Annotated in this window: 11 protein-coding genes; 5 read left to right on the forward strand and 6 right to left on the reverse strand. The window is 74.7% G+C overall.

Annotated features, from left to right (window positions below; all coding sequences use genetic code 11):
- Window positions 1-53 precede the first annotated feature (53 nt).
- Window positions 54-1,913, forward strand: a complete 1,860-nt coding sequence (locus tag BLT82_RS28965) for an ABC transporter ATP-binding protein (RefSeq protein ID WP_093660130.1) — start codon at window positions 54-56, stop codon at window positions 1,911-1,913.
- Window positions 1,914-2,073: 160 nt separating this feature from the next.
- Here BLT82_RS28965 and BLT82_RS28970 read toward each other — a convergent pair whose 3' ends face one another.
- Entirely contained in the window at window positions 2,074-2,280 is a 207-nt protein-coding gene (locus BLT82_RS28970; RefSeq protein WP_093660132.1) for a hypothetical protein, read from the reverse strand.
- A 116-nt stretch (window positions 2,281-2,396) separates the two neighbouring features.
- On the opposite strand from BLT82_RS28970, the gene BLT82_RS28975 reads away from it, so the two are divergent.
- The 3 genes from BLT82_RS28975 to BLT82_RS37620 all read left to right on the forward strand — a co-directional run bounded on the left by BLT82_RS28975 (window position 2,397) and on the right by BLT82_RS37620 (window position 6,105).
- Window positions 2,397-3,596, forward strand: coding sequence for a bifunctional adenosylcobinamide kinase/adenosylcobinamide-phosphate guanylyltransferase (locus BLT82_RS28975; protein WP_167746118.1), 1,200 nt, complete (start codon window positions 2,397-2,399; stop codon window positions 3,594-3,596).
- 264 nt (window positions 3,597-3,860) lie between these two features.
- On the forward strand, window positions 3,861-4,994 hold the full coding sequence (gene cobT / locus BLT82_RS28980) for a nicotinate-nucleotide--dimethylbenzimidazole phosphoribosyltransferase (RefSeq protein ID WP_093660133.1): 1,134 nt from the start codon (window positions 3,861-3,863) through the stop codon (window positions 4,992-4,994).
- A gap of 391 nt (window positions 4,995-5,385) precedes the next feature.
- Complete coding sequence (locus tag BLT82_RS37620) at window positions 5,386-6,105, forward strand: hypothetical protein (RefSeq protein ID WP_208868073.1); 720 nt, start codon at window positions 5,386-5,388, stop codon at window positions 6,103-6,105.
- Here BLT82_RS37620 and BLT82_RS28990 read toward each other — a convergent pair.
- A complete protein-coding gene (locus BLT82_RS28990) occupies window positions 6,024-6,812 on the reverse strand; it encodes a hypothetical protein (protein ID WP_093660135.1) in 789 nt (262 codons plus the stop codon). The two genes, BLT82_RS37620 and BLT82_RS28990, sit on opposite strands and share 82 nt — an antisense overlap.
- A gap of 68 nt (window positions 6,813-6,880) precedes the next feature.
- On the opposite strand from BLT82_RS28990, the gene BLT82_RS28995 reads away from it, so the two are divergent.
- Window positions 6,881-7,675: an adenosylcobinamide-GDP ribazoletransferase gene (locus BLT82_RS28995; protein ID WP_093660137.1), complete on the forward strand. Its 795-nt coding sequence runs from the start codon at window positions 6,881-6,883 to the stop codon at window positions 7,673-7,675.
- Window positions 7,676-7,805: 130 nt separating this feature from the next.
- Here BLT82_RS28995 and BLT82_RS29000 read toward each other — a convergent pair whose 3' ends face one another.
- The 4 genes from BLT82_RS29000 to BLT82_RS29015 all read right to left on the reverse strand — a co-directional run bounded on the left by BLT82_RS29000 (window position 7,806) and on the right by BLT82_RS29015 (window position 13,903).
- On the reverse strand, window positions 7,806-8,609 hold the full coding sequence (locus BLT82_RS29000) for an endo alpha-1,4 polygalactosaminidase (RefSeq protein ID WP_093660139.1): 804 nt from the start codon (window positions 8,607-8,609) through the stop codon (window positions 7,806-7,808).
- Between the two features lie 13 nt (window positions 8,610-8,622).
- Complete coding sequence (locus tag BLT82_RS29005; RefSeq protein WP_093660141.1) at window positions 8,623-10,038, reverse strand: hypothetical protein; 1,416 nt, start codon at window positions 10,036-10,038, stop codon at window positions 8,623-8,625.
- Window positions 10,035-11,600 (reverse strand): GT4 family glycosyltransferase PelF, encoded by a 1,566-nt coding sequence (gene pelF, locus BLT82_RS29010; protein ID WP_093660143.1) that lies wholly within the window; start codon window positions 11,598-11,600, stop codon window positions 10,035-10,037. The genes BLT82_RS29005 and pelF overlap by 4 nt, the downstream gene beginning before the upstream one ends.
- A gap of 152 nt (window positions 11,601-11,752) precedes the next feature.
- Window positions 11,753-13,903, reverse strand: a complete 2,151-nt coding sequence (locus BLT82_RS29015; protein ID WP_093660145.1) for a hypothetical protein — start codon at window positions 13,901-13,903, stop codon at window positions 11,753-11,755.
- Window positions 13,904-14,089: the final 186 nt, after the last annotated feature.

The following is a 14,089-nucleotide window of genomic DNA, read 5'->3' on the forward strand; positions in this document are numbered from 1 at the left end:
CCCGGACCCGGGACCCGCTCAGGCGGGGAGGTCTCCGGTGCGTCCGTCTCGTTGTGACCACTGCATCCGACCTGTCCACGACGGACACCCCCCGTCTGCCGGCCCGCGAGACCTTCCGGGCCCTTTACCGCCATTTCCGTCCGCACCGCTGGACCGTCGCGTTCGGGGCGGTGCTCGCCCTGCTCGGGTCCGCGAGCGGGCTGCTCCAGCCGCTGGCCGCGAAGGCCCTGGTGGACCGGCTCGGCGCGGGCGAGTCGATCGACGGGATCCTGCTGGTGCTCACCGCGCTGGTGGTCCTCGGCACGGTCGTCCACGCGTTCGGCGCCTATGTCCTGGAGCGCACCGCCGAGTCGGTCGTGCTCGCCGCCCGCCGTACGCTCGTCGGCCGGCTGCTGAGGCTGCGGATACCGGAGGTGGAGCGGACCCAGCCGGGCGATCTGATGTCCCGGGTCACCTCGGACACCACCCTCCTGCGCGCCGTCACCACCCAGTCGATCGTCTCGGCCGTCACCGGTTCCCTCGCCACCGCCGCGGCGCTCGTGATGATGGCCGTCATGGACGCCGTGCTGCTCGGCGTCACCGTGGGGGTGATCCTCCTGATCGGCGGGGCCGTCGCGCTGGCGATGCCGAGGATCGCGCGGGCCACTCAGCGTGCGCAGGAGGCGGTCGGGGAGATCTCCACCGTGCTTGAGCGGGTGTTCGGGGCGTTCCGCACGGTCAAGGCGTCCGGCGCCGAGGAGCGCGAGACCACCGTCGTGGACGCGGCGGCGCGGCGGGCGTGGCGGTACGGCGTGCGGTCGGCGAAGTGGCAGTCGGTGGCCGGGGCGTCGGTGGGGCTCGCCGTGCAGGTGTCGTTCCTGGCGGTACTGGGGATCGGCGGGGCACGGGTCGCCTCGGGGGCGATTTCCGTCTCCACGCTGATGGCGTTCCTGCTCTACCTCTTCTATCTGATCGAGCCGGTGACCGAGCTGGTCGAGGCGGCGTCCCAGTACCAGGTCGGCTCGGCTGCGGTCGCACGGATCGCGGAGGCGGAACGGCTGGAGACCGAGGAGCTGTCGCCGGCCGGCCCGCGGCGGCAGGCGGGGGCGGCGGGACCGGGGCGGCCGCTCGGCGCGGAGCGGGCGCTCGGCGCGGAACGGCCGGGTACCGAGGTGGCCGATGCACCCGGCGGCGCGGCGTCCGTGCGGTTCGAGGACGTGACCTTCCGCTACCGGGACGACCTGCCGTACGTCCACCACGGCGTCGGCTTCGAGGTGCCCGGTGCGGGGATGACCGCCTTCGTCGGCCCCTCGGGCGCCGGCAAGACGACGGTCTTCGGTCTCGTCGAGCGGTTCTACGAGGCGACCGGCGGCCGGGTGCTGGTCGACGGCAGGGACGTGCGGGACTGGCCGCTGGCCGAACTGCGCGCCGCCATCGGATACGTGGAGCAGGATGCTCCGGTACTGGCCGGGACCCTGAGGGAGAACCTGGTGTTCGCGGCACCCGGCGCGACGGAGGACGAGATCCGGGAGGTGCTCGTCCGGGCGAGGCTGGACGCGCTCGTGGACCGGTTGCCCGACGGGCTGGAGACCGTGGTCGGGCACCGCGGCTCGAAGTTGTCGGGGGGTGAGCGCCAGCGGGTCGCGATAGCCCGCGCTCTGCTGCGCCGGCCCCGGCTGCTGCTCCTCGACGAGGCGACGTCGCAGCTCGACGCGGTCAACGAACTGGCACTCCGGGACGTCGTCGCCGAGGTCGCCCGCGACGTGACGGTCCTGGTGGTCGCCCACCGGCTGTCGACCGTGACGCTGGCCGACCGGATCGTGGTGATGGACGCGGGACGGGTCCGTGCGGTCGGCACCCACGCGGAACTGGTGGCGGAGGACCCCCTGTACGGGGAACTCGCGGCGACCCAGTTCCTGTCCGCGGCGCGGTGAGGCAGCGGCCCCGCCGGACGTGAGCCCGTGGGGGCCGTGGCCCGGCCCCCGGAACGCCGGCCCTGCGGGACGCCAGCGGTGGGAGGCCGCGGCCTCGGCGGGAGGACGGGAAGCCGCGGCCCGCCGCGCCGCGTGGGCGGCACGGCGGGCCGCGGCTGCGTCAGCTCTCGGCGTTCAGGCTCATGGGGCCGTAGATGCGGCTGCCGTCCTCGTAGAGGAAGACCTGCTCGGCGCCGCCCTCCAGGAGGTCGCGCCACACCTCACCGATCCAGGACTCGGCGTCCCCCTGCGTGCTGAACTCCTCCGGCTCGACGGCCGGCTGGACCTCCGTCCCGTCGGACTTCTCGAACCGCCACGTCCATGCCATGTGCGCCTCCTGGTCCCACCACGTGATCGCTGTGCCGATGGTCCTTGCCGATCACCTTGCTGCCCGCAGCGTATCCGGGCGCGCACCCGCCGCGGGTACGCGGGAAGATCGTGACCGTGGAACTGACTCTGCTCGGCACCGGAGCCCCCACCGGGCTCCCCCGCCCCGACTGCCCCTGCGCCGTCTGCGCCGCCGCCCGCGGTGACCGGGCGCGCGCCGCGACGGCCCTGCTCGTGGACAGCGCGCTGCTGCTCGACCTGACGCCGGGTGCCGCGCTGGCGGCGGCGCGCGCGGGCCATTCACTCGTGGGCGTACGGCAGGTACTGCTGTCGCATCCGCACAACGGGCCCGCGGTGGAACTGCCCGCGGGGCTGCCGTCGGCCGGGCGGGTGCCGGACGGCCAGGAGCTGACGCTGATCAGCGGGCACCGGGTGAGGGCGGTGGCCCTGGACTCGCCGGGCACCGGCTACGAGGTCACCTCGCCCGACGGGGAGCGGCTGCTCTACCTTCCGCCCGGCGGGGCGACCGCCGGGGCCACGGACGGCGATCCCCTCCCGTACGACATGGTCGTCGCCGATGTGCTGGGGCGGCCGGACGCGCTGGCGAAGCTGCGGGCGAGGGGCGCGGTGGGGCCCACGACCGACGTCATCGCCGTCCACATCGACCACGACGTGCCGCCCGGCCCCGAGCTGGACCGGCGGCTGGCGGCGGCGGGGGCCAGGACCGTACCCGACGGTACGACGCTGTACGTCGGCGAGTACCAGGACGTGCCGGACGTGCCCCGGCGGACCCTCGTCACCGGCGGGGCGCGGTCCGGGAAGTCGCTGGAGGCGGAGCGGCGGCTGGAGACGTTCCCCGACGTCGTGTACGTGGCGACGAGCGGGACGCGCGGCGACGACACGGAGTGGACGGAGCGGGTCGCGGCCCACCGTGAACGCCGGCCGGGGAGTTGGCGGACCGTGGAGACCTGCGACCTGGTCCCGCTGCTGGCCGAGAACGGGCCGCCGCTGCTCATCGACTGCCTGGCGCTGTGGCTGACGGACGCGATGGACCAGGTGGGCGCCTGGGACGACGAGCGCTGGGAGACGGTCGGCCGTACGGCCCTGCGCCATCGCACGGCCGCCCTCGTCGAGGCCCTGCGCGCCACACGCCGCACGGTCGTCGCCGTCACCAACGAGGTCGGTTCGGGGGTCGTCCCCGCGACCGCGTCGGGTCGCCGCTTCCGTGACGAACTGGGCCGTCTGAACGCCGCGTTCGCCGCCGAGTGCGAGCATGTACTGCTGGTGGTCGCCGGGCAGGCCCTGCCGCTGCGGTGACCCCCCGGGCGGGCGGCGGACCGCGCGGGGCCGTGGCCCACCGGGCGCCCGCCGCCGTCGGAGCGGACGGACCGGGCCGCTGCCGCGGCTCCCGTACCGCCCCGCCCCAGTGCCCGACCCGGGCCCCGGGCGCCGCGGTCCGGCGGCGCGCGGCACGGTCCGGCCGGACCGCGGCCGGGAGCGCTCCGGGACACGTCCCGTCCGCCGGGATACCGACGCGGCCCGGCGGCGGAACAGCGGGCACGGGCCGGTACTGTTCGGCGAATGAGCTCGCTGAATCTCGACGACTTCTCCGACCTGATCGAGCGCCCCGACAGCGGTGTGCGGCGCGACGCCGAGGAACGCCGGGAGCGGCTGGCCGTGCCGCCCGGCGCGCTGGGGCGGCTGGACGAGCTGGGCGAGTGGCTGTCGGCGGCGCAGGGTGCCGTGCCGGTACGGGCCGTCGAACGGCCCAGGCTGGTGCTGTTCGCCGGTGACCACGGCGTGGCGGAGCTGGGTGTGTCCGGCCGCGCGCCGGGAACGGCACACGAACTCGTGCGGTCCGTGCTGGACGGTGCGAGCCCGGTCGCGGTACTGGCCCGGCGGATGGGCGTGCCGGTGCGGGTCGTGGACGCCGGTCTGGACTGCGACCCGGATCTGCTGCCGGAGGACGTCGTCCGGCACCGGGTGCGGCGCGGGAGCGGGCGGATCGACGTCGAGGACGCGCTCACCCCGGAGGAGGCCGAGCGGGCCGTACGCCTCGGTGTGGCGATCGCCGACGAGGAGGCCGACGCCGGCACCGACCTGGTCGTGCTCGGCGACCTCAGCGTCGGCGGTACGACCCCGGCCTCCGCGCTGGTGGCCGCGCTGTGCGGTACGGACGCCTCCGTCGTCACCGGCCGCGGCGGCGCCGGCATCGACGATCTGGCGTGGATGCGCAAGTGCGCGGCGATCCGCGACTCGCTGCGCCGGGCCCGGCCCGTGCTCGGCGACCAGCTGGCGCTGCTGACGGCCGTGGGCGGCGCCGATCTGGCCGCGACGACCGGGTTCCTGCTGCAGGCCGCGGTGCGGCGGATGCCGGTGATCCTGGACGGGGTCGTGTCGGCCGCCTGCGCCCTCGTCGCGCAGCGTGCCGCGTTCCGGGCGCCGGACTGGTGGCTGGCGGGGCAGGTCAGCGGGGAGCCGGCCCAGACGAAGGCGCTCGACCGGATGGCCCTGGAGCCCCTGCTGGAGCAGGGCGTCACGGTCGGGGAGGGCACCGGAGCCCTCCTCGCCCTCCCCCTCGTCCAGGCGGCCGCCGCGCTCGCGGCGGAGCTGCCCGAGCGTCCGGCGGGCGACGACCCCCAGGACGCCGAGGACACGGCCCCGGCCGAGGCGGGGAGCGAGAGCGTGGCCGCCGGCGACGGCGAGGCACGCTGAGGCGAGCGGGTACGACGGACGACCGCCACCCGGCGTCACCCGTCACCCGTCACCCGTCACCCGTCACCCGTCACCCGTCACCCGTCAAGAGATCCGGATCACTCCGGCCCGAGTCAACTTCCGGGCATTCCGCCGGGTCTTGGAACATGGCGCGACGCTCGGGCGGGACGGCGCTCAGGCCGTGGCGTCCGCGGCCCGGCGCCCCCGCTCTCCCGTGGTGGATCGAGTCGTCGTACCGCGCCCACGCCGAGTACCGACCCGCCCGGGAGCCACGTTCCATGCTCGCCCACGAGAGCGCCGATCCGCTGCGGACCGGCACGATCCACCGCCCGCCCGCACGGCTCCACCAGGCGCCCCCGCCGCCCCGCCGCGCGTCCTCGGCGGACGGCCGGTGAACCGGGCGCGCGCGTTCGCGCGCCGTGAGTGGGGGCCGCTGCACGGGACCGTGCGGACGGCACTCACGACGAGGACGTGGCGCGCGATCCCCCTGACGCTCACCGCGGTCTGCCTCACCGCCCTCTGCCAGCTCGTGCAGAACCAGTCCTGGGGTTACGCGCCGGTGCAGAGCATCGGCTCGGTACGGGCCGAGGACCCGCTCTGGGTCGCACTGCTGCGAACCCCGCTCTCCCTCTTCGTCCCGGCGCTCGACCTGCCCGTGTGGGGCGCGCTGGCGCAGATCCTGCTGGTGTTCGGCATCGCCGAGATCTGCCTGGGGCGGCCGCACACGCTGGTGATCGCGTACGCGGCGACGCTCGCCGGGACGATGTACGCACGGGCCGGGGTCGCGCTCGGGCCGGATCATCCGCTCGGGCTGCCCGCCTCGGACGCCCACGTCGTGGACACCGGCCCGTCTGCCGCGGTGGTGGGCCTCGCCGTGTACGTGTGCGTCCGCTGCGCGGCCCGGCTGACGGCGGGTCTGGTGGTCGTCGCCATGGTGGTGGAGGTACTGGTGAAGCCCAATCTCGCCGGCCGGGAGCACCTCGCGGCGATCGCCGCGGTGCTCGTGGCGATGGCCGTCGCGGCCTGCTTTCAGCGTGGTCCCCGGTCCGGGCCCGATCCGGAGGGGCCGGTCACCGGCAGCCGGTCCGGGGCACCGCCGATCAGGTCCTGAAGCTTGCGGCGCGGCCCGCTCCAGCGCCTGTCCTGGCGGAAGGCACGCAGCATCGCCCTCGCCCGGGAGCGCGGCCGGCGCCGGTAGAGGCGTTTGGCCCAGGGCGAGGTCGGCCTGGCCAGGCGCAGCGCGCCGATGATCGCGACGAACGGCACCAGCGTGCCGATGATCGCCATGCGCAGCTTGCCCTTGAAGAGGGAGATCAGGACGAACATGAAGTTGACGGCGAGGGTGAGCAGGAAGGCGCGCCGGTCGTCGCGTTCGTCGGCGGTGAGGTCGTTGACGCCGAGGGGTGCGAAGCCGCCGAGGGTGAGCAGCAGCACGGACGCGGTGAGGACGACGACCTCGACGCTCTTGCGGCCGTCCTCGGTCCAGTAGACGTCGTCCAGGTGGAGGATCAGCGCGAACTCGTCCAGGACGAGCCCGGCGCCGACGCCGAAGACCACGGCGAACACCACGGTTCCGGCACCGGTGTGCTGGCTGCTGGCGACCGAGCCGAAGCCGCCGACCACGGTGAGCACGACGCCGGGCACCACGTGGTGGATGTGGAGTCCGCCCGCCTTGACGTTCCCGAAGGGCCCCTTGCCCGCCCGGATCATCCGGGTGACCGTGCGGGTGATCAGGAAGGTCAGGACGAAGGAGGCCAGCGCGAGGAGCAGCGGGAGCTTCCCGGGCTCCACGATGTTGCGGTAAAACCAGTGACCCATGCCACCCGCTCCCGTTTTGTCCGTCATGCGCAATCTATCGTCGCGGCGCACCGGCTACCCTGCGCGCGGTGAGCTCCCTCAACACAGACGGCCCCGTGGGCATACGGTTCGCCTTCGGCACCCTCACCGTGCTGCCCGTGCGCGTGACCCGCTGGGACCGCGACGCCGCACGCGCGGGAATGCGCTGGGCCCCGCTCGCCGGACTCGTCGTCGGCCTCTGCGCGGCGGCCGCCGGCGGGCTGCTCCTGCTGCTCGGCACGGGTCCGCTGCTCGCCGCGGTCGCCTCCGCCGCCGTGCCCGCCGTCCTCACCCGCGGTCTGCACCTGGACGGACTCGCCGACACCGCCGACGGCCTGGGGAGCGGCAAACCCGCCGAGGACGCACTGCGGATCATGAAGCAGTCGGACATCGGGCCGTTCGGGGTCGTCACCCTGCTGTTCGTGCTGCTGGCCCAGGTCGCGGCGCTCTACGAGCTCTACGGCCGCGGCTGGGCGTACGGGGCGACGGCGGCGGCGACCGCCGGCGTCGCCGCACGGCTCGCGCTCACGCTCGCCTCCCGCACCGGCGTCCCGGCCGCCCGGCCGGAAGGGCTGGGCGCGATGGTCGCCGCCACCGTCCCCGTACGGCAGGCGCTGGGGGTCGCTCTGCTGGTCACGGCAGGCTGCGCCGCCTGGGGGCAGCTGTTCGGCGGGTACGGGGCGCTGCGGCTCGCCCTGTGCGTACTCGCCGGGGCGGCCGCCGCCGAACTCCTTCTGCGGCACTGCGTACGGCGCTTCGGCGGGGTGACGGGCGATGTGTTCGGGGGGCTCGCCGAGGCGGCGGCGACGGCGGCGCTGGCCGCACTCGCCGTCGGGTCCTGGTAGCCGGTCGCCGCGCTCCCCGGGGGACCGCGGCCAGGTCCGACCGGACGCACGGCTCACCGGCCGCCGCCGGTGCCCGCCCCGGCAAGCGGTCCGTCCGCACCCGGTGGGTGCCGGCGCCCGCGGGCCGGTGTCAGCACGGCCGGCGCCAGGCGTCCAGCTCGTAGCGCTTCAGCATCGAACTCAGCCCGAGCCGCCGCGCCTGGGGGCAGAAGCGGCCGGCCGGGACCTCGTACTCGACGTGGAAGACGGCCTTGCCCGCCTCGACGAACGGCCTCAGCGCGTCGCACTCCCCGTACTGGGCGCACTGTTCGTTGACGGCGAAGTCGAAGTCGCCGACGAGGGCCGGGATCTGGTCCAGGTCGTTCTTCAGCCCGACGGACAGCCCTCGTTCATGGGCCATCCGGGCGATCAGCCGGTTGTAGCGGAGCTGGTCGCCCGCGGTGAGGGGGAAGCCCGTGTCGTTGGCGTAACCGTCCATGTTGTCGGGTTCGATCGCGTCGAACCCCTTGTCCCGGCACATGTCGAAGCGTCTGGCCATCAGCGGCTCGAGGACGTCCGTGCGGCGGATGTCGAGCCAGCGTTCCCCCTCCCAGCCGTTGCCCTTGCCGAGCAACTCCTCGGGGAACTCCCCGGCGTCGGGGCGGAACTCCTCCCAGGCGCCGGTGGACAGGTAGCAGATCACCTTGCGGCCGCGCCGCTGGAGGTCGGCGACCGTGGACCTCGGATGCTCGAAGCCGTCGATGTCGTACACCGGGACGTCCACGGCCGGGTCCAGCCGGCCGCTGAGCTGCCACTGCCACGGCGTCCCGGGGCCCGGCCGCCAGCGGGTGGTGCGCGGCGGCGCGGGGTCGTCCGGTACGGAGGTGCAGCCGGCCAGCAGCAGGAGGGCCACCAGCGGCAGCAGAAGACTTCTCGACCGGGCCGAAAGGCTCATGTCCTGGGCTCCCTCAGCGATGTGCGGTGATCCGGCCCAGCTGAGCACAGACCAGCAGGACGAGCACTCCTGACGCGCCCGCCGGCACGAGCAGCCGCTCCGAACCTGGCAGGAGCAGCGGGGCGAGCGCGGCCGCACAGCACACCGCGGCAGGGCTCAGCACCGCCCCGAACGCCTGGAGCAGCAGCCCGGTCCACAGCACGGCCCCGAGCAGCAGCACCCCGGCCGCCGTGGCCGCGTCCGGCCCGTCGCCGGCGCCGGGCCACAGCAGCATCGCCGCCGCCATGAGCGTCAGCAGGGCGCCCGCGTACCCGGCCAGGGAACGCGCCAGCGCCGCCGCGACCGAGATCCGGAAGGCACCCGGCGAGGTGCAGGCCCGCAGTCCGGCGAGGCTGTCCGCCCGGAAGCGGTACAGCAGCCACTCCGCCGGCCCCATGCCGAGAGTGAGGGCCACCGCGAACGCCGGTGCGTCCAGGGCGGCATGGAGCACCAGCGCCCCCGAGCCGAGCCCGAAGAGACCGTACGGCACCGAGCCGCCGAGCCCCCTCGGCCCCACACCCCGGCGCCGGTTCCCGCGCCGGCCGCCCGGGTCCGCCCGCCGGAGCACCCCGGCGACCGCCCCCGCCGCCGCCCCCGTGGCCGCCGTGACCGAGACCAGGGGCAGCACGATGTGCGCCCGGGCGGGCATCGGCTGCAGCGCGGCGAACAGCGCCCCGCCCACCAGTGGCAGCAGGACCGGCAGCAGGACGCGCTCGCGGGACAGCACCAGCAGCACCGTCGCCGCGGCGAGATAGAGCGACTGGCCCGCAGCGAACAGCACCGCCGGGACGTGGAGCGGGGCGACGGCCGCGGCGGCTGCCGTGCCGAGCACCACCCCCACCGGCGCGCCCCGCAGCAGCGCCCCGGCCGCCGCAGGGCGGTCGCCGAGGCCCAGCCAGGTGTAAGCGCGGTGGGCGAGGGCCTGGTTCCACGTCCAGCCGGCCAGCGCCGCCGCCAGCAGCGGGGCGTAGGCGGTGCGGCCGCCGCCCGCGAGGACCGGCGCGGCCAGGAGGTGGCCCAGCCCCGGGAGGGTGAACAGCAGGCCCCGCAGCAGGCACACGAGGAGCGTCGGGCCCGCGGGGCCGGGAGGCGGGTCCCCGGACGGCGGGAAGCGCCGCTCGACGCGCGCGTAGAGCTCCTCGGCCAGGGCGAAGGAGTCCTCGTGCCCGTAACGCCGGCGTATCCGCTCGTCGGTCAGCCCGTCGGACTCCAGCAGCGCCGCCACCTCGTCGGGATGGACGGCGGCCGCCACGAAGTCGTCCAGCCGGTCTGCCAGTTCGCCGACCGGGTCGGCCCCGGCCGGGCCGGTCGGGCGGGGCTTCTCCGGCACGCGCGGCAGGGCGTCGCGTACGGCCGCCCCCGGGTCCTTCAGCCACAGCGAGCCGCTCACCGGACGCCCCCTGTCTCGGGCTCGGAGGGTTCGGACCAGTGGTGCCCCCACGCCGTGTGCTCCTGGTACCAGGGGTCCCTCAGCTCCAGGGTCCAGTCGGCGACCGTCTCGGCCGCCGGCGGCTCGTACACCGCGCCCGGTGTTCCGGCCAGTTCCAGATAGATCTGCCGGAAGGCGTCCACCGAACGCCGCAGGGTGAAGAGGTCGACGACGCGCTGCCGGGCGCGGCGGCCCAGTGCGGCGCGGCGCTCGTCGTCGCGGAGCAGTTCCAGTGCGGCGGCCGCCAGCGCCTCGGGTTCCCGCGGCGGGACCACCAGCCCGGTGTCGCCGACGGCCTCGCGAACGCCGCCCACGTCGGTGGACACCGTCGTGCGCCCGCAGGACATCGCCTCGATGATCGAGAACGGGAAGCCCTCGCTGATGCTGGAGAGCACCACCACGTGCCCGGCGGCGTAGGCGCGTGCCACGTCGCCGGCTCTGCCCTCCCAGAACACCCCGTCGGCGACGCCCAGTTCGGCGGCGAGCTTCTCCAGCCCCGTGGCGTACCACTCGCATCCGGCCGGGGCGGCGCCGAACAGCCGCAGCCGCAGGGCCGGGAGTTCGGCGCGGGCCAGGGCGAAGGCCCGGATCAGCGTCTCGAGGTCCTTGATGGGGTCGATCCGGCCTGCCCAGCTCAGGGTGGGCACGGACGGTTCGGCCCCGGCGTGCGGGAAGGCGTGGGGGTCGACGCCGTTGTAGACCGTGCGGATCTTGCCGGGGAGGGCGCCGCCGCGCTCCTCCCAGCGGCGGTTGTAGCGGTTGCACGGCGTGATCAGATCGGCGCGCTCGTAGCCGAGGGTGTTCAGCTCCCGGTAGAAGCCGAGCATCAGCGCCTTGACCGGCCAGCGCTGTGCCTCGGTGCGGTAGCCGAGGTAGCGCTCGCGCAAGTAGATGCCGTGCTCGGTGAGGAGGAACGGCACGCCGTCCAGGCGCTGCGCGGCGAGCGCGGGCAGGGTGGCGAGCCCGCTGCTGACGGCGTGGGCGACGCTGTCCTCGGGGATGCGTACGGCCAGCGGACGCAGGGCGTGTTCGAGCAGGTCGACGGCGGTCAGCGCGTCGTGGACGGTGGGCCCGGCGGCGGCGGTGGGCAGTGACGGCCGGGTCCACAGGCGCATCAGGGTGCGGACGGCGGTCTCGGTGCGGAGCGCGGCGGAGAGCCGGCCCGCCCGCGCCTCGTCGGTGAGCGCGTCGAGCGCGGCGCCGAAGTCGCCGTGTGCGTCCGGGTCGAGCAGGGACAGCAGGAAGCGCTCGAAGGAGTGGAGGAAGCGCCGGCGGTCGGCGCCGCGGCGCGGGGCGTGGGCGCGCCCCGGCCGCGGCCCCCACAGCGGCACGGCGGTGTGGGTGCGGACGTTGGGAGGCAGCTCCCAGGTGACGGGCTCACGGCCGCTGCCGGTGAGGGAGGTGACGGTGAAGCCGACCTCGGGCATGCCCCGGATCAGCTGGTCGCACCAGGTGCTGACGCCGCCGTGGACATGTGGATAGGTGCCTTCGGTGAGCATGGTGACATGGCGTCCCTGGCTCATCGTGCTGAGTCCCCCTGGACATAAGGGTGCTGAGGGTGCGTGGTGCCCGGGCACGCGGAAGTCGCGCGGGGCATCGGGAGCTGCGCGGGCACAACCGGGCGCGGCGCACCCCGGCCGTGGGGCCGGGGTGCGCGCGGTACCGCCGCGGCGGGTCAGGAGGGCAGTCGCAGCGTGACGGCCGACTGCAGCAGCTCCGGCTGGGTCCACGCCGAGCGCTGACCCGCGTACGCGGTGCCGAAGACGGCCGTACCGAGGAGGAGTTGCTTGCGGGTGCCCTCGGGCGCGGTGACGGGGACGACGACCCCGCCGGGCGCCTGGACGGTGACGGTGGTGCCGATGCGGTACGCCGTGACCCGGCCCGCGTCCAGGGCCGACTGCCAGGCGGCGCGGCGGCTCAGCTCCGTGCCGGCGTCGCGGTGGCGCGGGTTGACGAGGGGCGTGTTGTCGGCGAACAGCGCCCGGTAGTCGGCGAGGATCCGGTCGAGGACCGGGTAGAGGATGCGCCCCTCGGCGAGGTTGGACTGGTGGACGTAGTGCGGGCGCGGGTCGTTGGCGACGACGTGGCCGAGCGCGATCCCGGCCTCCTGCGGGACGATGTACGTCCCGTAGCCGGTGGCGACGTCGAGGGGCTCGTCCAGGCAGGTGGAGGCCGGGTTGGTCTCGCAGATGCCGCTTCCGCCGTCGGCCCTGGAGGTGTAGATCCAGTTGTACTCGTCGGCCATCTCGGCCGCCGTGCCCACGTTGTAGTACACGTTCATCGGGTGGCGGGGCACCGTGACGGCGCTGCCGACGGGACGCTGCTGCGGCTCGCGGGAGTTGTCGCTCGCGATCCACTTGACGCCGTTGTCGGCGAGCGCGGGCGCCAGGTTCGGGTTGTCCACCGGCTGCTGCGGAAGCGTCCTCAGGCCCGAGTGCTCTCCGGTGACGAGCTCCGCGCGGTCGACCGAGATGCCCTTGCTCACGGCCCAGTTGTGGTTGTCGCGGATCTGGGCGGAGATCTCGGCGCGGCTCATCCAGCGCGTGTTGCCCGCCGCGTCCTTCGAGCACTGCCAGGGGACGACGGACACGTCCTGGACGCAGCCGAGGAACGGGTGGGTGTACGTGTGGTTGACCCAGCGGTACTGCGCCCGGTCGGCTAGCAGCTGCGCGGTGAGCGCGTCCGTGCCGCCGTTCTCGGCCTTCCACTCCTCGCCCGCGCCGGCGTTGTAGACCATGTCGAGGGTGAAGCCGCTCGTGCGCTGCCACTGGGCGGCGTACTGCGCGTCGGCGGCGGTCATCCGGATGTCCGGGGCCTGCTCCCCCGCTCCTCCGGCGCAGTCGATGTCGCCGGGCGTGCAGTTGCGCTCGGTGTCCCAGCGGGCGTCGGGCGCGAAGACGTCGTCGACGTGGACCGAGAAGTAGTTGCGGCTCTGCCCGAGGTGGACGCCCTGGGTGAGCCATTCGACGATGCCGCGCGCCAGCAGCCGGAACTGCCGCTGGTGCTGGTTGTACGCGAAGGTGACGACGAGTTCGCGGCGCCCGTCGTACGCGTATTCCCCGAGGAGGCTGGCGCGGCCCTCGCCGCCCGGCACGGGCGCGTCGACGTAGCTGGTGAAGCCCTCGCGCGGCCGGGCCAGGTAGCCGTAGCTCTCGCTGATCTCCGGCGCGTTGTCCTCGAAGGTCAGGGCTCCGTCGAGGTAGCCGAACGGACCGGAGCGGCCCGCCGCCGTGACCGCCGCGGCCGCGCCGTCGAGCGTGCCGGACCAGCCGCCCTCGCTGGTGTAGTCGAGCCCCACCCCCGGGTGGGCCCAGGTGTAGGCGTCGACCTGGCGCACGCCGAACCGCTTCTCGTACGCGACGAGCGCGGCCTGCTCCGCCGCCCCCGCGGAGTCCGCCCCGAACGGCGCCTCGTTCGGCAGCACCACGCCCTGGTACTTGGCGCGCGGACGGCCGCTCACGCTGTCGCTCAGGAACGCGGCGTCGATCTTCGGGCGGCCCGGGTCCCCGAGATCGAGCACGCTGTACGGGACGCCGGTGCTGCGCAGCTCGGAGGTGACGGCGGCGACCGCCGAGCCTCCGTCGTCCACGACGAGGACCTTCAGATCGATCCGTGGCACCGGGTCGGCCGCCGCCGCCGTGGACGCGGGCAGAGCCGTGGCGAACAGCGCCGACGTGGTGAGCGCGACCGCCGCCGCGCCGAGCCTGCCCCCTCGGCCGGACCCCCGCCGGGCCGCTCCCCCCTGATGTGCGCCGCGCGCGGAACCCCCGTCCGATCCGCTCGTCAGTGCACGTGTGCCGAACCCCGTGGCGAATACGGGTGCCATGGTGTTTCCCCCACCCCTTGTTGATCCCCCCTCGCGCAGACCCCGGGGAGGACATGTGGAAATCATGCAAAGCAGCCACTTGCTCCCTTGCGCATTCGGGCCGAGTGTGACGTAGGACTCGCCGTTCGGACGGGGAACCCGGCGGAGACACCACGGATGGGTGAATCCCCGTCGGCACGAGCGAAC

It is taken from the genome of Streptomyces wuyuanensis, assembly GCF_900103455.1.
In the GTDB taxonomy this organism is placed as follows: domain Bacteria; phylum Actinomycetota; class Actinomycetes; order Streptomycetales; family Streptomycetaceae; genus Streptomyces; species Streptomyces wuyuanensis.

Excerpts from the sequence above, each read along its gene's own strand:
- BLT82_RS28970 (WP_093660132.1), bottom strand. The coding sequence starts at position 2,280 with ATGGCATGGACGTGGCGGTTCGAGAAGTCCGACGGGACGGAGGTCCAG.
- cobT (WP_093660133.1), top strand. The coding sequence starts at position 3,861 with ATGAGCTCGCTGAATCTCGACGACTTCTCCGACCTGATCGAGCGCCCC.
- BLT82_RS28990 (WP_093660135.1), bottom strand. The coding sequence starts at position 6,812 with ATGGGTCACTGGTTTTACCGCAACATCGTGGAGCCCGGGAAGCTCCCG.
- BLT82_RS29000 (WP_093660139.1), bottom strand. The coding sequence starts at position 8,609 with ATGAGCCTTTCGGCCCGGTCGAGAAGTCTTCTGCTGCCGCTGGTGGCC.
- pelF (WP_093660143.1), bottom strand. The coding sequence starts at position 11,600 with ATGAGCCAGGGACGCCATGTCACCATGCTCACCGAAGGCACCTATCCA.
- BLT82_RS29015 (WP_093660145.1), bottom strand. The coding sequence starts at position 13,903 with ATGGCACCCGTATTCGCCACGGGGTTCGGCACACGTGCACTGACGAGC.